The sequence below is a fragment of the Gammaproteobacteria bacterium genome, assembly GCA_034522055.1.
Classification (GTDB): domain Bacteria; phylum Pseudomonadota; class Gammaproteobacteria; order JAABTG01; family JAABTG01; genus JAABTG01.
This window is the reverse complement of the sequence record JAXHLS010000002.1, coordinates 3,382,662-3,396,994: the sequence shown is the minus strand read 5'-3', so window position 1 is coordinate 3,396,994 and position 14,333 is coordinate 3,382,662. Positions and strand designations below refer to the sequence as shown.

Here is a 14,333-nt window from a genome sequence, read left to right as displayed (position 1 = left end):
ACGGGACTTACTAATGCAACCAGAAGTATCAATGCGCATGGCCGTGACCGACCTCTTCGCCGCCGACCGACGCCAGCTTGACGTCATAGGCGCCGGTGGTCACGACCCGCTCGCCGGCCGCCAGACCCGACTGGATTTCGATCCACCCGGCGTCGCGAATACCGGTCTCGACCGGCCGGCGCGCAAAGCTCTCGCCGCCGGTCTGCACGTAGACCACGGGTCGCCCGCCGTCGTCGATGATCGCGCTGGACGGGACGGCCAGACGCTCGGTCGGCGCGCCGACATACACGTGTGCGGCCATGCCGAGGCCGATCAACCCGGGCGCATCCGGGATCGGTTTTGCGCTCGATTCATTGTCGCCGGCGCGGGTGTCGCCGACGGCCGCTCCGGCCGCGGCGAGCAAGGGGTATTCAATCGTCACCACCACGGTGCGCGAGGCCGGTTCGACGCGCCGCGCGGCCTGGATCACCTGGGCGCCGGTGGCGGCATCCAGCACCACGGTTGTGCCATCGGCCATGAACCAGACGCCGCTGGTTTCTTCCAGCCGTCTCGCGCGGGCTTCCGGCACGCGCACTTCCAGCCAGCGCCGGGTCGGGTCCGCCAGCCAGGCCAGCGACTCGCCGGCGCGCACGAACGCACCAGGTGCAATCGCCACGTCGATGATTTCGCCCGACACCGGCGCCTTCAGCGCAATGCCGGCCCCGGCCGTATCGCCCTGCCGTTGCTCGACCCGCCCGCGAGCGGCGCGCAACTCGCTTTGCGCGACGTTGAACTCCGCGCGTGCCTCGATCAGTCGGCGCTCGGGGACCGCGCCCTTTTCGACCAGCGCGGTCAAGCGATCGACGTCGCGGCGTGCCAGATAGAGCCGGCTGCGGGCGCTTTCCAGTTCGGCCATCAGCCGGCCGAAGTCGGTGCCTTCGCCCAACCGGGGGACCAGGTAGCCGAGCACGTCGCCGGCCTGCACATGCCGGCCCGCGCGCGGAACCTCGACCGCCGTGAAGTAGCCGTCGGCAGGCGCGACCACCTGCGCACTGCCGTCGGCGGGCGCCTGGACCCGGGCCACACCCGGTACCGATGCCCGCATCAACACCTCGCGTACCGCCTGGGTGGCGAACGGTACGCGCCATTGCTGTTCCTTGAGGTAGGTGATTTCGCCGGCAGGCGCCTCGCCGACAACGCGTGCGGCGCCCGGATCGGAAAATACCGGGAACTGGCCTAGCTCGTGCACAGTCCTCAAGCCCGGCGCCTCGACCTCGATACGCAACTCGAATTCGCCGGATTCGCGCGGCGTGACGGTGGGCGTGAACAGGCCGTCGCGCGCCGGCTGCTCGACCCGGAACCGAGCTGCGGTCTGGCCATCGCGCGCCAGCACCACATCGACCCGGCCGGCGCGCACCGGCTCGAAATCGCTCAGTCGCGTGACGTGCGCCGCAAAGCGCGAACCCCGGCCCGCGACCAACGGCGCGAATTCAACGAAAAGTTCGCTGTCGGCGGTGTAGTGAGTCACCACTTCGGCCGCTGTTTCCTCGGCAGGCGCGTGTTCGGCCTCGTCGCGGTCGTGCGCGTGGTCTCCGGTTTCCAGCGCGCCGCAGCCTGCCAGCAAGACCAGAGCGGCCAGCAGCAACAGATTTTTATCCATGCGGGTCGTGGTCTTCGCCATCGCCGTGATCATGAGCGTGCGGATCGGATTGCGCGGCGTCGTCGGCATCGCCGTGGTCGTGATGGCCATTGTCATGGTGCTCGTGATTGCTTCCGTCTTCGCCGACGGGCTCGTCGCCTGCCGATTCTTGCGGTTTCGCTTCTTCCGCCGTCGACTCGGCTTCATCACCGTAAAACGCCTGCGTTTCGCCCGAGGACTTTTCTGCGTGCGCATGGTCGCGGTCCGGCCCGTGATCGTGAGCCTCCCCGCTGTCGTGGGAAGAACTTCCGGAATCGTGACTGTGCGCTTCGCTTTCGTCGTGGGCAGGGTCGCCGCACGCGGCGAGCGACAGGACGGCGGCAAGGATGCTGGCGAGGATCAGGGCATGTTTCATTGGGCTTCTCCGGTCAGTTGCATCAATTCGATCGAGGCCACACGCGCCGCGTATGCCAGTTCGATGGCCTGCAGGCGCAGATCGAGTTCGGTCTGCCAGGCATCGAGCAGGTTCATGACATCGAGCTCGCCGGCACGATAGGAAGCTTCCGCGATCTCGGGCAGCGAGCCCGTGTCGCCTTCCAGCGCGGTGCGCGCGGCCAGCGCTGCATTGCGGCGCAGCGCCAGTTCATCGAGCAAGGCCTGCGCTTCGGCCTCCAGTCGCGCGATTGCCAGCGCGGCCTCGGCCGACTTCGCGCCGCCCCCGGCTTCGGCCGCCGCGCGGCGCTGGCGGCCGCGGTCGAACAACGGCACCTCGACACCGATCGAAAAAACCCCGCCGGTCTCCGAGATCGGGCCGTCCTCGAAGCGCCGGACGCCTACACCCAGCGTGACTTCCGGCCAGGCTTCCCGCCCCGCGGCGCGCGCGGCGAGCTGGTCGGCCTCGGCGCCGGCCTGGAGCCGCCGGACTTCCGGATGCGTTTTCAACGCGGCCAGTACGGCCGCGGCTTGGGGCGGATCGGCGGGCAACAGGTGGCCGGCCAACGTGCGCGGCCGGCTTTCAAGCAAACCGAACAGTCGCTTGCGCGCCGAATTCAGTTCGGCGTGACTTGCCGCCAGGCGGCCGTCGAGCAAGGATTGCTCGCGCTGTATCCTTAGCCGGTCGAAGCGCGACGCATCACCGGCGCGAACCCGCTCGGCCACCGCCTGGCCGAGTTCGGCCAACCGGCCGCGCCAGGTTTGCATGGCCTCGCTTTCCCTGCGGAGCTTGGTCGCCCGATAAAACGAAGCGCGAATGGTCTTGGCGCGCTGGCGCCGGATCAGGCTGATGTCTGCGGCAGTGACGCCTTCGGCGGCGCGAGCCGATTTGCGCATCAGCGAGTTTCGGCCGGTCAGGTCCAGCGGTTGGCGTAGCCAGTAGAAGCGGTCGGTATTGCCGCCGGGCAGGTCCAGCGATTCATCGATGAACTCGAATTCAGGGTTGTCTTGCAAACCGGTTGCGCGGGTTTGGTTGCGCGCTTGGTCCATCGAGACGTCGGCCCACTCGCGCCAGGCCGCAACTTCCAGGCCCAGTCGCACCGCCTCGTTCTCGGTAAGCGGTTGGGCGTGCACAGGGGCGGCCAATGCCAGCATCCATCCGGCAAGACAGGCGGCAACGATTCCTGGCCGAATCATCATCATCCCAACCAGCCAATAACGGTCTCGACTGCGTGGTGTTGGCTTGCCGCAGCCAACGTCACCAGACTGAGCCCTGCAATCAGCGACCATTCCAGCCAGCAGGAACTGCTCAATTCGCCCGGACCGTCGGCCAGACGACGAATCCGCCGGGCAACATCGCCCGAATCAGCGCCCATCGAATGCGCCTGCACCGATGATTCAGGCCGCTTGCCGCGCAGGATTTTAACCAGGGCCGATGCCAGGTCCAGTCCCTGGCCGTGCGCGGCAACAGTATCGTCGGCGCGTTCCTCTGCCGCCTGGTTCCAGTGGCGCAAGAGGCACCGCCCCGTTTGCGGCAGATGCAGAGAGGCAAGCAGGACGAGCATCAGCCTGCGCGCCAGATCGCCGGCACGCGCATGCGCGATCTCGTGGCGTACTACGGCCCGTCTTTCAGGCGGCGTCAGTTTGCGCAACAACCCTTTAGTCAGGACTATCCGCGGCTTTTGAATGCCAACAAGAAAAGCCCGCGGCGATTCCGAGTCGGTTCTGATCACGTGGCGGTCTGGCGGCGCGATGCGCGCGATGGAGTTCGTCAGCCGGGCCTGTCCATACAGGGGAAGCACCGCACGCACTAGTCCGACCATCGACAGCGCGCCGGCGACCAGCACCATTAGCGCCAATGGGCTCGCGTCAAACGCCGGGAGGTGGCGTAGGCAAAAATGCGGATGATGCAGACCGTGTGCCAGGCAATGGTCGTCGATCAGTCCCGCAAGCTTGAACAACGCCGGCAGGATGAGTGCGAGCATCGCGAGCAGTGACGCGGCGATCGGAAGCAGCGCGATTTGCTCGACCCGGCGGCAGCGCAGTCCGGGCGGAGTTTGGTCCAAAAATGAACTGGAAAGCAAAAAGCGGGCGCTCAGCGAGGCGACGAGCGTACCGGTGAACAGTCCGAACACGGCAACGATCGCCAATAGACTGGTCAAGCCGAGAAATGCTTCAATCACCTGTGCGCCCCTCCCCTGCCCGCCGCGCCACGATCAATTGCTCGAGTTCGTCCAGGGCGGCGTCGTCGAGTTGCGCCGCGGCATCGATCAGTGCCGCCACGGCGATCGCATTGTCCCCGGACAACCGGGTCGCGGCTTCGGAAACCATCGCTGCGAGCAGAGAGCCACAACTGACACACGCGGTGTAACAATATGCCCGGCTGATCTTCTTGCGGTCCAGGAGCTGCTTTGTATGCAGACGATCGAGCGTCGACTGAATGGTATTCAACGACACGCCGCGCGCCCGGCCGACTGCGTCGTGCACCGACTTCGCCGTGCCGGATTCGACCGTCCACAGATACTTGAGCAGGCACGCTTCGAGGTCCCCCAGGCGGGGTGCGGCTTTTGATTCCAGCGAAGACATGAGGGACCGCATCAGGAAAGGAGCGGGCAATATACAGGTGCTAAAACCGATTGACAATCGGTTTTAGCACTTGGCTAATTCGCCAGACCACACCAACCTGCACCCGCGTGTAAACGGTAGTCGTGCGTGAGCGGTATTCGATCAGGCGTTTTCTTCGAGCAGTGCCAGCAGGCCCTTGAGCAGCGCGACCGGCGCCGGCGGGTAACCGGGGATGTGCAGGTCCATCGGGATCACTTTGTCTACCCCGCCGACCACAGCGTAGCTGGCGGCGAAGCAGCCGCCGTCGCGCGCGCAATCTCCGGCAGCCACCACCCATTTTGGTGCCGGCATTGCGTTCCAGGTCCGTTCAAGCGCCTCGCGCATATTGTGGGTCACCGGGCCGGTGACCAGCAGCACATCGGCGTGACGCGGCGATGCGACAAAGTGCAGACCAAAGCGCTCGAGGTCGTACCAGGCGTTGCTCAAGGCCTGGATCTCCAGTTCGCAGCCGTTGCACGCTCCTGCATCCACCATGCGGATCACCAGGCTGCGGCCGGTGCGTCGGCGCGTGGTACTCTCCAGGTCCAGGGCCCTGGTGAGCTAGACCAGCTCGGCGTCATCGGCAACCGGTGCCGGCTTGGTGATCAGCGAGCGAAGCAGCGTTTTCAACAACAGTTTGCGCATTACAGATCGCGATCCGAATAGGAACAGTTGAAGGACTTGTTGCAAAGCGGGAAATCGGCAGGGTGTAGACCTCAAACTGACTTCAATCGGCGGCGCTTTGCCCCTTGGGTCTTCTGCCACAAAAACGCCATCAGGTTCGTTCTTCAAAGGCCAGTTCGCCCTGTGCCCCGGACGCTGGATCCCGGGCCGCGTCCTCCCTCGACACCAACGCGCTCACGCGTACGCCCAGCAGTCGCAAGGGTTGGTCCAATGGCGCCCGGCGCAGGCACTCCCGGCTCGCGGCCAGCAGGCCCGCGGGATCGTCGAGGGGCTTGCGCAGCGTAAGGTCGCGGGTCAGGGTACGGAAGTCCGCGTAACGCAGCTTGATACCCACGGTCGTTCCACGTACGTCCAGGGCCCTGAGATCGGCCGCCACCTGTTCGCAGAGGGCGGTGAGGATCCCCGTGAGCTGCGCTCGGTTGTGCTGCGGATGGAGGTCGTGCTCGAAGGTCGTTTCCCGGCTGACTGACTTGCGTTCGATTTCCGTGACCACCGGCCGATCGTCCCGCCCGTGGGCGGCCGCGTGCAGCCAGGCCGCGTAATTGCGCCCGAAGTGGGTCTGGAGCAGTCCGAGATCGGTTTGGGCGAGATCGCCAATGGTATGGATGCCCAAGGTCTCCAGCCGTTTCGCGGATTTCGGCCCGATACCATTGATCTTGTCTGCGTTCAGTGGCCAGATCCGTGTGGTCAGATCCTCCGGACCTACCAGCGTGAGGCCGTCCGGCTTGTCGAACTCCGAGGCGATCTTCGCCAGCAGTTTGTTCGGGGCGACCCCGATGGAGCAGGACAATCCTGTCGCGGTGCGTACTGCTTCCTTGAGCCTTCGGGCGATACCGGCCGGATCCAACCCCGGATCCAACCGATGCGTGGCCAGATCGATGTAGATCTCGTCGATCCCCCGATCCTCGATCTGCGGCGCGAGGGCTGCGACCGCGGCCTTGAAGCGCGCCGAGTAGTCGCGATAGGCGGTGAAATCGGCCGGCAGCAGAAACGCGTGCGGCGCGAGGCGGGCGGCGGTCATCAGCCCCATGCCGGAATGCACCCCCAGCGCACGCGCCTCGTAGGTCGCGGTGGTCACCACGCCGCGGCCCCGGTAGCCGCCCAGGCGGACAAACTGCCAGGTACCGTCCTTCCCCTTGACCGGCGGCTCTGCGCGACGCCCGCCGATCACGAGCGGCTGGCCGCGTAGCTGTGGGTAGCGCAGCAACTCCACGGACGCGTAGAAGGCATCCATATCCAGATGGGCAATGCAACGGTCCGGAAAGATCAGATCAGATTCCAATCGAGCCTCTTTCAGCCGACTTCCCGCTTCAACGCCCTCAGTTAAGCAGCGCCTGTTGACGGCTGTCCAAACCCGCATAAATGGCGAACAGGAGCGGCTTGGCCCGCAGCTTGGCCACAGTCGCAGCCATGACGTCCGTACCGGCGCCTGCCGGCCCTCTGCATCGTAGCGTGCTGCCGCCCCTCGGCTAGTGCGAGGCGTTTTCTTAGTGGCGATTCTTTTGGTACCTATTTCCTATCGGACATAAAAAAAGCACCGAGACTAACGTCTAAGTGCTTGTTTTTATTGGTCAGAGCGGGGAGATTCGAACTCCCGACCCCACAACCCCATGCCAGGCTCCGGCCTCTGCCTCGAGGAACTGCCGACGGAAGGGCGGCGCGGCGTACTTCTTATCAACCCAGGCGACTCCGGCCTTTCTGTCGAACCCATTGCCGGAGCGTTAGTAGATAATCGGGTAGATAATTCTTGATAAAAGTATCGGGTTAATCTCGTAACTGTCTGATTTTTATGGTGCCGGTGAGACGAATCGAACGCCCGACCTACTGATTACGAATCAGTTGCTCTACCGACTGAGCTACACCGGCGGTGTGGGGCCGATTATAGCGGGTCGGGGCGCTTTTGGGGAATCCTCCACGCCATCCGTGCTGGCGGCAGGGGTGGGGTTAACTCTCATGGCGATACGCGCCGCCCAAGATGATGAAAGAGGAGCGCGTATCGCCATGTTCGTTCCCTCACCCCATCCCTCTCCCAGAGGGAGAGGGGGCCGCTGTGTGCCTGCGGCACGTCTTTCACATTAACTGCGGATGTCGATAGGCACGAAGTCGCGGCGGGCGGCGCCCTGGTAGAGCTGGCGGGGACGGCCGATGCGCTGGTCGTCGCCGCCCATCATCTCCATCCAGTGGGAGATCCACCCCACGGAGCGGGCCACGGCGAAGATGACGGTGAACATGTTGAGGGGAACGCCGAGGGCCGTGAGGATGATGCCGGAATAGAAATCCACGTTGGGGTAGAGCTTGCGCTCGATGAAGTAGTCGTCCTTGAGGGCGATCTCCTCCAGCTTCAGGGCCACCTCGAACAGGGGCAGGTTGTGGGCAGCCATCTCGTCCAGCAGATCATGGCAGGCCTGGCGGATGATGGTCGCGCGGGGGTCATAGTTCTTGTAGACGCGGTGGCCGAAACCCATGAGGCGGAAGGGGTCGTTCTTATCCTTGGCACGCTCGATGTACTTGGGGATGTCACTGGGGTTCTTGATATCGTGAAGCATGCGGATCACCGCCTCGTTGGCCCCGCCGTGGGCCGGCCCCCATAAGGTGGCGATGCCCCCAGCCACACAGGCGAAGGGGTTGGCACCCGAGCTACCCGCCAGGCGCACCGTGGAGGTGCTGGCGTTCTGTTCATGGTCGGCATGGAGGATCAGCATGAGTTCCATGGCGCGGGCGGAGATGGGGTTCACCTTGTAGGCCTCCGTGGGCACGGCGAACATCATCATGAGAAAATTCTCGACGTAGTCGAGGGTGTTATCCGGGTAGTTGAAGGGATGCCCCTGGCCATACTTGAGCGAATTGGCGGCGATGGTGGGCATCTTGGCGATGAGCCGGTGGGCGGCCATCTCGCGATGCGCCGGGTCGTCGATATCGAGATCCTCATGGTAATAACCGGAGAGCGCCCCCACGATACCCACGAGGATGGCCATGGGATGGGCATCGTAACGGTAGCCACGATAGAAGCGCAGCAACTCCTCGTGGAGCAGGGTGTGATGGCAGATACTGTCCCGGAAGCCCTGGAGCTGCGCCGCCGTCGGCAACTCACCGTACATCAGCAGGTAGGACACCTCGATGAAATTGCTATGCTCCGCCAACTGGGCGATGGGATAGCCGCGATAGAGCAGGATCCCCTCTTCTCCGTCGATGAAGGTGATGTTGCTGGCGCAACTGGACGTGTTGACGAAACCCGGATCGTGGGTGAAGAGGTTGAGCTTCTTCTGAAGTTTGGCGATGTCCACCACCGCCGGCCCGTGGGTACCCTCGAGGATGGGGCAATCGATGCTTTCGCCGGTGCGGTGGTCGGTAATCGTTACCGTGTCGTTACTCATGACAGTTCCTCGACTCGGGTTGGGATGAGCGCTGGTTACCACCAGCCGTTCGTCTACACGACATCAGACATCGGCGCACAATAAAGCAGGTGGCTGCCACAGGGAATATCCGGTTCGATGGATGGCTTTGGAAGCCTGGAGTACGCCGCCGCCAGGGCCGGTTTTCCGGTGCATCTTCCTTCGACGCGCCCGCCTGCACGGGGACAGCACCGGCCTGTCGGAGTTCTCTCAGGCGCGAACACCGGTGGCCGGAACAAGGTGCGCGGGCCGTTCGCGCCCAAGGGCGCGCCTACACTTCCTGACGTCGAGTCACACGCCGTCCGGGGCGAAGACACCCTGCTCCACCCTGAGACCGTACTTGTCGATGCGGTAACGCAAGGTCTCCCGGGTGGTACCCAATGCCCGAGCCGCTGCGGTGACATTGTATCCCTTGCGGTCCAGGGCAGTCTGGATGATATAGCTGTCCATCTCGTCCAGGGTCATGGAGCCGTCGACGGGGATGACCACCCGCGAACCATCGGTTCGCGGAGCCCCACCGCCATCACCTCGCACCTCGCGGCCCAATTGCAACCACTCATCCGTGAGTTCGGGGCCCTCCGCCAGCAGCACCCCACGCTCCACCACGTTGCGCAGCTCACGGATGTTGCCCGGCCAATCGTAAGCCGCCAGGATATCGTAGACGCGGTCAGAGACACGCTCGACCCCATGCCCCGTGGCCGCGTTAACGTCCGCCATGAGCAAGGGCACCAGATCCTCCAGATCCTCCAGACGGTCGCGCAAAGGCGGGAGATCCAGAGTGAAGACGCTCAGGCGATGGAACAAATCGCTTCTGAAGGTCCCATCCCTCACCTGTTGCTCCAGGCCACGGTTGCTGGTGGCCAGCACCTGCACGTCCACGGTCACCGGCTTCTCGCCACCGACCCGCCTCAGAACCTGATCCTCGATGGCAGTCAACAGCTTGGCCTGGAGGTCGAGGTCCATCTCGCCTATCTCATCGAGAAAAAGGGTGCCCCCATCGGCCTGCTCCAGATAACCTACATGACGGCGGCTGGCCCCCGTGAAGGCGCCGGCCTCATGACCGAACAATTCCGATTCCAGCAGTTCCCGCGGCAGCGCGGCACAGTTCACCTCCACCAGGGGCCGGTCGGCGCGCGGGCCCGAGTGGTGGAGGATGCGCGCCACCAATCCCTTACCCGTGCCCGTCTCGCCGTTAATCACCAGGGCGCTCATGGGCACGCCCGCCAGTCGCCGGAGCAGGTCACGAATACGCCGGGCAGCGGTACTGCGCCCTGCGAAGGCTGCGACGCCATAGCGCGGAGCGCCGGCGTCTTTGTGCAGGCGCAGGCTACGCTGGGTTCTGGCGGTGCGGTGGGAGGGCTCTTTGCCCAGGGGCGCCCGGTCTTCGATGAAGAGCAAGGAATCGGTCATGGTCACGCCTCCATGGATCATCCATGGGACCCTCTCCCTGGAATAGGAGAACGCCCCGCACACACGTAACCTTAAGGTGGGCATGAGGGCCTTTACATTGTCGTTTGTTAATGCGGCCATGGCTCGATTGCGGCCGTTACCCGGGTGCTCAGGGATCCCCGCATATCGGACCGGCCAGAATGAGGAGGCATGAAGGGTCCCGGGCGCGGGCCGACTCGCCCGGGAACACCGTTATCACTATTTACGGGGCAAAGAAACCGCGGCCCGGGGCAAAAGACCCGCGGGCGAGAACACTGGCGTCCCATGACAAGCATGGCGTGCTGGTCCGCTTCATGCATTAGACCTGCCACGGTAATGGACTCAATTCAGTTGGCAGATGCCTTTCCTTCGGGGTAATGCGCCCTCAGACCGACGGAGGTGGAATCATGCACGTACGAGACGTCATCACCCGTAGCCTCAAGACCATCGACAGCACGGCCTCGCTGCGTCAGGCCGCCACCATGATGCGCGAACTCGACGTCGGCGTCCTGCCGGTCAGCGAACGAGACGAGGTGGTGGGGATGATCACGGATCGAGACATCACCATCCGCGGCACCGCCACCGGAGCCGCGCCCGATGACACCCCCGTATCCCGCATCTACAGCCCGGGCGTGGTGTTCGCGCGGGAGAATGACGACATCGCCGAGGCAGCGGAGATCATGGAGGAAAGCCAGGTCAGACGATTGCTGGTGGTGGACCACGATGACCGCTGTGTGGGCATCGTCTCCCTCGGGGATCTGGCGCTGCGTGCGGGTGACGATGGACTCGGCGGTGAGATCCTGCAACAGGTGTCCAAGCCTCCCCGCTGAAGATCCTCGCCCCTTCTTTTAACGTGAAAGTCGCGAAGCACGAACTCCCCCTCTCCCTCTGGGACAAATCCGTCGGGAACGGATTTGAACGCGCCTCGGCGCGGCCCGCAGGGCGAAGGGCAGGATGCCCGGAGTACAGGGATGGGGTGAGGGAACGAACATGGCGATACGCGCTCCTCTGTCATCATCTTGGGCGGCGCGTATCGCCATGAGAGTTAGCGTAGATGTCGCTGGCTGCCATGGCCAGCGGGTTTGTAAAGTTCTATAGTCAAGACATCAACGAGATGCCAGGAATTCGTCATCTCCAGGACGGCCCATGGAAGGGCCGCCGCCGCGATCATGGGAGTGATTTATCATGGGATCGATTGATTTGGCAGAGCCGGTAAGGACATCTGCCGAACGGCCGAGGCCGATTTGATCCACGACGGGTTGAATAGCATTGCCTCAATCCTGTTCATCCAACCCATTCGACCATGTGTTCATGAACCACGACTTGCTCACCAACAGCCGAAGCGCCGAACTGCTGGAGGCACAGTACGAGGCATACCTCGATGATCCCACCTCGGTAAGCGCATCCTGGCGCAGCTATTTCGCTGCTCTGGAGGATAAGCCGCACCCGGGCCCTGCCTCGAAGCCCGCCGCCACCGGACCCGCGACACCTCCGGCCGTTCCCAAGGCACCGTCAGGCACGAAGTCCCTGCCCTCTCGCAAACGGCAGATCGCCGTGCTGCAACTCATCAACGCCTACCGTTTCAGCGGCCACCGGCGCGCCCGCCTGGACCCGCTGGGCATCGCCGAACGCCCGCCGGCGCCGGACCTGGACCTGGCCTACCACCGGCTGGATCAGTCCGACCTGGAGCGGGTGTACGACACCGGTTCCCTGGTGATGGAGCCCGGCCAACCCCTGGCGGCCGTACTCGAACACCTGAAGGCGGTGTACTGCGAGACGGTGGGTGCGGAATACATGCATCTCACCGATACCACCCAGAAGCGCTGGATCCAGCAGCATCTGGAGGGCGGACAGTTCATCCCGCCGTCACCCATGCGGCGCCACGTCCTCGAACGCCTGGTGGCCGCCACCGGCATCGAGGAGTACCTGCATACCAAGTACGTGGGTCAGAAGCGCTTCTCCCTGGAGGGCGGCGAGAGCCTCGTTCCCCTGCTCGACGGGCTCATCGAGGACGCCGGGGCCCAGGGCATCAGGGAGGCCATCCTCGGCATGGCCCATCGCGGGCGTCTCAACGTGCTGGTCAACATCCTCGGCAAGAGTCCACGGGACCTGTTCCAGGAGTTCGAGGGCCAGTTCGATGAGGCCAGCCATTCCGGCGACGTGAAATACCACAAGGGCTTCTCCTCCGACGTCGACACCCCGGGAGGCCCCATGCATCTCGCCCTGGCCTTCAACCCCTCACATCTGGAGATCATCAATCCGGTGGTGGAGGGCTCCGTGCGCGCCCGCCAGCAACGCCGCGGCGACCATAAGCGCAACCAGGTGCTCCCGGTGCTCATACACGGTGACGCGGCCCTGTCGGGACAGGGGGTGGTGATGGAAACCCTGAACCTGTCCCAGACCCGGGGTTATTCCACCGGCGGTACGGTGCATATCGTCATCAACAACCAGATCGGCTTCACCACCAGCGAGGCCCTGGACTCCCGTTCCACCTTCTACTGCACCGACGTGGCCAAGATGATCCAGGCCCCCATCTTCCATGTGAATGGCGACGACCCCGATGCCGTGGTGCGCATCACCCGCATCGCCCTGGCCTACCGCATGGCCTTCAACAAGGATGTGGTCATCGATCTGGTGTGCTACCGCCGCCACGGCCACAGCGAGGCGGACGAGCCCTCGGTCACCCAGCCCCTCATGTACCGCGCCATCCGCAAGCACCCCAAGGTGCGGGACATCTATCGGGACCGGCTGATGGCGGAGGGGGTGGTGGATGAGGCGGCCTTTCAGCGCATGACGGAGGAATTCACCGCCCGGGTGGAGTCGGGCAAGGTGCTGTCCCGCCCCATCCTCAACGATTACCGCACCACCTACGCGGTGGACTGGAACCGCTATGTGAGTGGGCCATGGAACGAGGAGGTGGACACCACGGTATCCCGCCGCGACCTGGGCCGCCTGCTCACGGAGATCACCGTCATCCCCGAAGGCTTCAAGGTCCATCCGGCGGTACAGAAGGTATTGTCGGCACGTCGCGCGATGGCCCAGGGAGAGCGGGCCCTGGACTGGGGGGCGGTGGAAATGCTGGCCTACGCGACCCTGCTGGAGAACGGCTTTCCCGTCCGCCTGTCGGGCCAGGACAGCAGTCGCGGCACCTTCTTCCACCGCCACGCCGTGCTCCACCACCAGGAGACCAACGAGCGCTACCTGCCCCTGCGCCACCTGGCCGAGAAGCAGCCCCAGTTCCTGGTCATCGACTCCCTGCTCTCGGAGGCCGCGGTCCTCGGCTTCGAGGTGGGCTACAGTGCCGCGGATCCCGAGACCCTGGTGATCTGGGAGGCCCAGTTCGGCGATTTCGCCAACAACGCCCAGGTGGTCATCGACCAGTTCATCAGCTCCTCCGAGGTCAAGTGGAGGCGCTACAGCGGGCTGGTGATGTTACTGCCCCACGGCTACGACGGCCAGGGGCCCGAGCACTCCTCGGCACGCCTCGAACGCTACCTGCAACTGTGCGCCGAGAACAACCTGCAGGTGTGCTATCCCAGCGTGCCCGCCCAGATGTTCCACATGCTGCGCCGGCAGATGCTGCGCCATTCCCGGCGCCCCCTCATCGTCATGTCTCCCAAGAGCCTGCTGCGTCACAAGCTGTCGGTGTCCAGCCTCGACGACCTCGCGGAACGCGGCTTCAGGCCGATCATCGACGAGGTGGATCAACTGCCGCCCGAGGCCGTGCGCCATATCCTGTTGTGCTCCGGCAAGGTCTATTTCGACCTCCTGACGGCACGCCGCGAACAGGACCTGAAGGACACCGTGGTGGTGCGCATCGAGCAGCTCTACCCCTTCCCCGAGGAGGCCGTGGTGGAGATGCTGGACCGCTACCCCAACGCCGTTCATGTGCGCTGGGTCCAGGAGGAGCCCTGGAACCAGGGGGCGTGGTTCTACATGTACCCCAACCTCAAGGTGTTCCTCTCCCCCGACCAGGGCCTCGACTGCACCACCCGGCCACCCTCCGCCTCGCCGGCGGTGGGTTATTACCACATCCACCTCCAGCAGCAGCAGCAACTGGTGGCCAAGGCTCTGGACTTCTCCGGCATCGAGCGCGGCGCCAGGGACGACAGCCAGCAGGCCCCGTACGAGGGCTCCACCTCTTCCGATCGACAGACCTCCTCACCCAATTGAAG

10 protein-coding genes, 1 tRNA gene and 1 pseudogene are annotated in these 14,333 nt (G+C 64.4%); 2 read left to right on the top strand and 10 right to left on the bottom strand.

Features of this window, described 5'->3' with window-relative positions; genetic code table 11:
- Positions 1-28: 28 nt before the first annotated feature.
- The 10 genes and pseudogenes from U5S82_16360 to U5S82_16315 form a co-directional block, all read right to left on the bottom strand.
- Entirely contained in the window at positions 29-1,729 is a 1,701-nt protein-coding gene (locus U5S82_16360) for an HlyD family efflux transporter periplasmic adaptor subunit (protein MDZ7753182.1), read from the bottom strand.
- Positions 1,632-2,033: a hypothetical protein gene (locus U5S82_16355; protein ID MDZ7753181.1), complete on the bottom strand. Its 402-nt coding sequence runs from the start codon at positions 2,031-2,033 to the stop codon at positions 1,632-1,634. Before U5S82_16355 ends, U5S82_16360 begins: the two co-directional genes overlap by 98 nt.
- A complete protein-coding gene (locus U5S82_16350) occupies positions 2,030-3,253 on the bottom strand; it encodes a TolC family protein (protein ID MDZ7753180.1) in 1,224 nt (407 codons plus the stop codon). Before U5S82_16350 ends, U5S82_16355 begins: the two co-directional genes overlap by 4 nt.
- Complete coding sequence (locus U5S82_16345) at positions 3,250-4,233, bottom strand: M56 family metallopeptidase (protein MDZ7753179.1); 984 nt, start codon at positions 4,231-4,233, stop codon at positions 3,250-3,252. The genes U5S82_16350 and U5S82_16345 overlap by 4 nt, the downstream gene beginning before the upstream one ends.
- Positions 4,226-4,636: a BlaI/MecI/CopY family transcriptional regulator gene (locus U5S82_16340; protein MDZ7753178.1), complete on the bottom strand. Its 411-nt coding sequence runs from the start codon at positions 4,634-4,636 to the stop codon at positions 4,226-4,228. Before U5S82_16340 ends, U5S82_16345 begins: the two co-directional genes overlap by 8 nt.
- A 141-nt stretch (positions 4,637-4,777) precedes the next feature.
- Positions 4,778-5,299: pseudogene (gene nuoB / locus U5S82_16335) on the bottom strand (NADH-quinone oxidoreductase subunit NuoB).
- A 130-nt stretch (positions 5,300-5,429) separates the two neighbouring features.
- Positions 5,430-6,620: a DNA polymerase IV gene (gene dinB, locus U5S82_16330; protein ID MDZ7753177.1), complete on the bottom strand. Its 1,191-nt coding sequence runs from the start codon at positions 6,618-6,620 to the stop codon at positions 5,430-5,432.
- A 508-nt stretch (positions 6,621-7,128) separates the two neighbouring features.
- Positions 7,129-7,204, bottom strand: a tRNA-Thr gene (locus U5S82_16325).
- Between the two features lie 209 nt (positions 7,205-7,413).
- Positions 7,414-8,712 (bottom strand): citrate synthase, encoded by a 1,299-nt coding sequence (locus U5S82_16320; GenBank protein ID MDZ7753176.1) that lies wholly within the window; start codon positions 8,710-8,712, stop codon positions 7,414-7,416.
- Positions 8,713-9,021: 309 nt separating this feature from the next.
- On the bottom strand, positions 9,022-10,140 hold the full coding sequence (locus U5S82_16315) for a sigma-54 dependent transcriptional regulator (GenBank protein MDZ7753175.1): 1,119 nt from the start codon (positions 10,138-10,140) through the stop codon (positions 9,022-9,024).
- Between the two features lie 425 nt (positions 10,141-10,565).
- Here U5S82_16315 and U5S82_16310 point away from each other — a divergent pair, with 425 nt between their 5' ends.
- Both U5S82_16310 and U5S82_16305 read left to right on the top strand, forming a co-directional pair.
- A complete protein-coding gene (locus U5S82_16310) occupies positions 10,566-10,988 on the top strand; it encodes a CBS domain-containing protein (GenBank protein ID MDZ7753174.1) in 423 nt (140 codons plus the stop codon).
- 481 nt (positions 10,989-11,469) lie between these two features.
- Positions 11,470-14,331: a 2-oxoglutarate dehydrogenase E1 component gene (locus tag U5S82_16305; GenBank protein MDZ7753173.1), complete on the top strand. Its 2,862-nt coding sequence runs from the start codon at positions 11,470-11,472 to the stop codon at positions 14,329-14,331.
- Positions 14,332-14,333: the final 2 nt, after the last annotated feature.

Coding starts and splice junctions, on each gene's coding strand:
- U5S82_16360 (MDZ7753182.1), bottom strand. CDS start 1,729: ATGGCCATCACGACCACGGCGATGCCGACGACGCCGCGCAATCCGATC.
- U5S82_16355 (MDZ7753181.1), bottom strand. CDS start 2,033: ATGAAACATGCCCTGATCCTCGCCAGCATCCTTGCCGCCGTCCTGTCG.
- U5S82_16350 (MDZ7753180.1), bottom strand. CDS start 3,253: ATGATGATGATTCGGCCAGGAATCGTTGCCGCCTGTCTTGCCGGATGG.
- U5S82_16340 (MDZ7753178.1), bottom strand. CDS start 4,636: ATGTCTTCGCTGGAATCAAAAGCCGCACCCCGCCTGGGGGACCTCGAA.
- U5S82_16320 (MDZ7753176.1), bottom strand. CDS start 8,712: ATGAGTAACGACACGGTAACGATTACCGACCACCGCACCGGCGAAAGC.
- U5S82_16315 (MDZ7753175.1), bottom strand. CDS start 10,140: ATGACCGATTCCTTGCTCTTCATCGAAGACCGGGCGCCCCTGGGCAAA.
- U5S82_16310 (MDZ7753174.1), top strand. CDS start 10,566: ATGCACGTACGAGACGTCATCACCCGTAGCCTCAAGACCATCGACAGC.
- U5S82_16305 (MDZ7753173.1), top strand. CDS start 11,470: ATGAACCACGACTTGCTCACCAACAGCCGAAGCGCCGAACTGCTGGAG.